General features: G+C 68.1%; 2 protein-coding genes. Both read left to right on the forward strand.

The window, feature by feature from the left end; all coding sequences use genetic code 11:
- Positions 1 to 1,880, forward strand: a 1,880-nt coding sequence (locus ACIQNU_RS43735) for a condensation domain-containing protein (protein WP_401378298.1), incomplete at its 5' end; no start/stop codon positions are given.
- The coding region (locus ACIQNU_RS43740; RefSeq protein ID WP_401378301.1) for a condensation domain-containing protein at positions 1,877 to 3,290 on the forward strand (1,414 nt) is incomplete at its 3' end. The genes ACIQNU_RS43735 and ACIQNU_RS43740, both read left to right, overlap by 4 nt.

Consider the following 3,290-nt stretch of genomic DNA (forward strand, 5'->3'; position numbering starts at 1 on the left):
GTATGCCGTCGGTGGGTGAGTTGCGGGAGTTTGTGGGGCGGAGTCTGCCGGAGTTCATGGTGCCGTCGGTGTTTGTGGAGTTGGCGGGTCTTCCGTTGACGCCGAATGGGAAGGTTGATCGGGGTGCGTTGCCGGTTCCGGATGGTGTGCGGCCGGCGTTGGAGGAGTTTGTTGCGCCGGGGAGTGCGGTGGAGGAGTTGCTGGCGGGTGTCTGGGCGCAGGTACTCGGTGTCGACCGGGTCGGCATCCACGACAACTTCTTCGAACTCGGCGGCGACTCCATCATCAGCATCCAGGTCGTGGCTCGGGCACGGGAGTTCGGCATCCATGTCACCGTTGCCCAGCTGTTCGACCACCAGACAGTGGCGGGCCTCGCCACGGTGGCCGAGGCGCAGAGTGCGGCCGAGGCCGAACAGGGCCTGGTGAGCGGTGACTTCCCGCTGTCCCCGATCCAGCGCTGGTTCTTCGAGCAGGACCTGAACGAGCCGGGTCACTTCAACCAGTCGATGCTTCTCGACGTCACCCAGCGGGTGGAACCGGAGCTGATGCGCGGCGCCGCCGCAGCGGTGCTCGAACAGCACGACGCGCTGAGGTCGACGTTCGTCCGGGAGGACGGCACATGGGTCGGCCGAGTGCGGGCCGCCGAGCCGGCCGACACCGTTCAGGTCATCCGGAGTACGGGTCTGGACGACGACGAGGAATGGATGTTCCTGAATGCCCGCGGCAATGAGGTGCAGGCCGGCCTCGACCTGTCGGACGGGCCGCTCCTGCGCATCGTGGTGTTCGACCGCGGTGACCGTGGACAACTGTTGTTCGTCGTCGCCCATCACCTGGTGGTGGACGCCGTGTCCTGGGCCGTGATCCTTGAGGACTTGACGGCCGCGTACAGCCAGATCGAGCGCGGGCTCCCGGTGAAGCTGCCCGCGAAGACGACCTCGTTCATGGGCTGGACGCAGCGGCTCACGGAACTGGCGGCATCCCCCGACATCGCGGAGGAAGCCGCGTACTGGCAGGCCGCGGAAGCCGCCGGAGGCTCGGTGCCCCGCGACCACGACGGCTCGAACACCATCGCATCGACCCGGGAGCTGTCGGTCTCGCTCGACGCCGAACAGACCGAGCGACTGCTGCGGGAAGTGCCGGGAGCATTCCGGACGCAGATCAACGACGTACTCCTGAGCGTGCTGGGCACCGTGCTCACGGAATGGTGCCAGGCCCCGTCGGTGGCCGTGGATCTGGAGGGCCACGGCCGCGAGGATGTCGGATCCGACATCGACGTCTCGCGCACGGTCGGCTGGTTCACCAGCGTGTATCCGGTGGTGCTCGGCGGCGCGTCCGGCGGAGACCCGGGTGAGGCACTGCGCCGTACGAAGGAGTATCTGCGGCAGATCCCGCGCAAGGGCCTGGGATACGGCCTCCTGCGCCACGCGGGCACGGGCACGGGCACGGGTATGGGTAGGGGCGCGGGCGCGGAAGTGGCCTTCAATTACCTGGGCCAGACAACCCAGGCGGTCGGCCCGGCCAGCGGCACCGGCGGACGGTTCACACCTACCGGCCGCGCACTCGGGGACTCGCAGTCGGCGCACGGGCCCCGCACCCACCTCATCGAGATCAACAGCCAGATCGCGCTGGGCCGCCTGGAACTGGTCTGGATGTACAGCGATCAGGTGCACGACCATGCGACGGTCCATCGCCTCGCGCAGCGCTACCTCACGGTCCTCCAGGACCTCATCGAGTACTGCTGCCGCCCCGAGGCAGGCGGCTACACACCGTCCGACTTCCCCCTGGCCGGAGTGGACCAGGACCTGCTCGACCTCATTCAACAGCGCTTCGACTCACCCGACCACACCGGTGAGATCGCCGATTCCGGAGGTGCGGTATGACGGCATTCGACGCGGCAGCAGGCCGACGGAGTCGGGCGATCGAGAACATCTACCCGCTGACCGCCCTCCAGCAGGGAATGCTGTTCCACACCGAGCTGGCCGACGAACCCGGAATGTACTGGGTGCAGGACGGCATGCTGCTGGAAGGCGAGCTGGATCCGGACGCCCTGCGCCGGGCGTGGGAGCTGATGTTCTCCCGGCACGAGGTGCTGCGTACCACCGTCGTACGGGAAGGCGTCGCCACGCCGCTGTCAGTGGTGTCCCGGTCGGTTCCGCTGCCACTCCAGATCCTCGACGTGTCCCACCTGGACGAGGCCGGCCGACAGGAGGCGATCGACACCTACCTCGCCTCAGACTGGGAGCGCGGCGCCGACTTCACCGCCCCGACCCTGGTCCGGATCGCGGTGATCGCCCTGGCACCGGACCGCCACCAGCTCGTGTGGAGCTACCACCACATGCTCCTCGACGGCTGGAGCGCCCCGATCGTGGTGGCCGAGCTGATGGACGCCTACCAGGCGTTCCGGGCGGGAGGCGAGCCGCGACTTCCGGCACGGAGGCCGTTCCGGGACTTCGTCGGGTGGGTGTCCGCACAGGACCTCGACGCCGCTCGTGGGTACTGGCGCGAGCGCCTCGCCGGAATCACCGAGGCGACCTCCCTCGGCATCGAACGCGCCACCGGCGACCAGGGACCGGGCGAGGCCCGGGTGCCACTGTCCGCAGAGGTGGCCGGCACCGGGCTGACCGAGTTCGCACGCCGTCATCGCCTGACACCGAACACCGTGGTCCAGGCCGCCTGGGCCCTGGTCATGTCCCTGTACTCCGGCAGCGACGACGTGATGTTCGGCGTCACCACGTCGGGCCGCGACGGCCAGCTCGACGGTATGGAGTCGATGGTCGGGATGCTGCTCAACACCACACCCGTCAGGATCCGCCTCGACCGCGACGAACTGCTCACGACCTGGCTGACCCGCCTCCAGGACGAACAGGTACGGGCCCGGCGGTACGAGCACACTCCGCTGGTGACGATCGCCGCGTGTAGCGAACTGCCGCCCGGAAAGCCCCTGTTCAACAGCCTCTTCGTCTTCGAGAACTTCCCGGTCCAGGACCTGGGGGAAGAGGAGCGTAAGGCTGCGGCGAGCGGGCTGCGCGCCGGGATGAACTACGGTCGCGAGCAGGCCAACTATCCGCTGAGCGTAACCGCCAGCTCCGGCCGTGAACTGCTGATCAAGCTGTCTTACGACCGTTCCCAGGTCGACGCCCACGCGATGGACCGGATGGCCGGCCACCTGGCCCGCGTACTGGAGTCGATCGTCACCGATGTGGGTGTGCGGGTGGGGGATGTGTCGGTGTTGTCGGTGGGTGAGCGTGAGTTGGTGGTGGAGGGGTGGAATGCGTCGTCGGTGGGGTTGC

The organism is Streptomyces sp. NPDC091292 (assembly GCF_044757265.1).
In the GTDB taxonomy this organism is placed as follows: domain Bacteria; phylum Actinomycetota; class Actinomycetes; order Streptomycetales; family Streptomycetaceae; genus Streptomyces.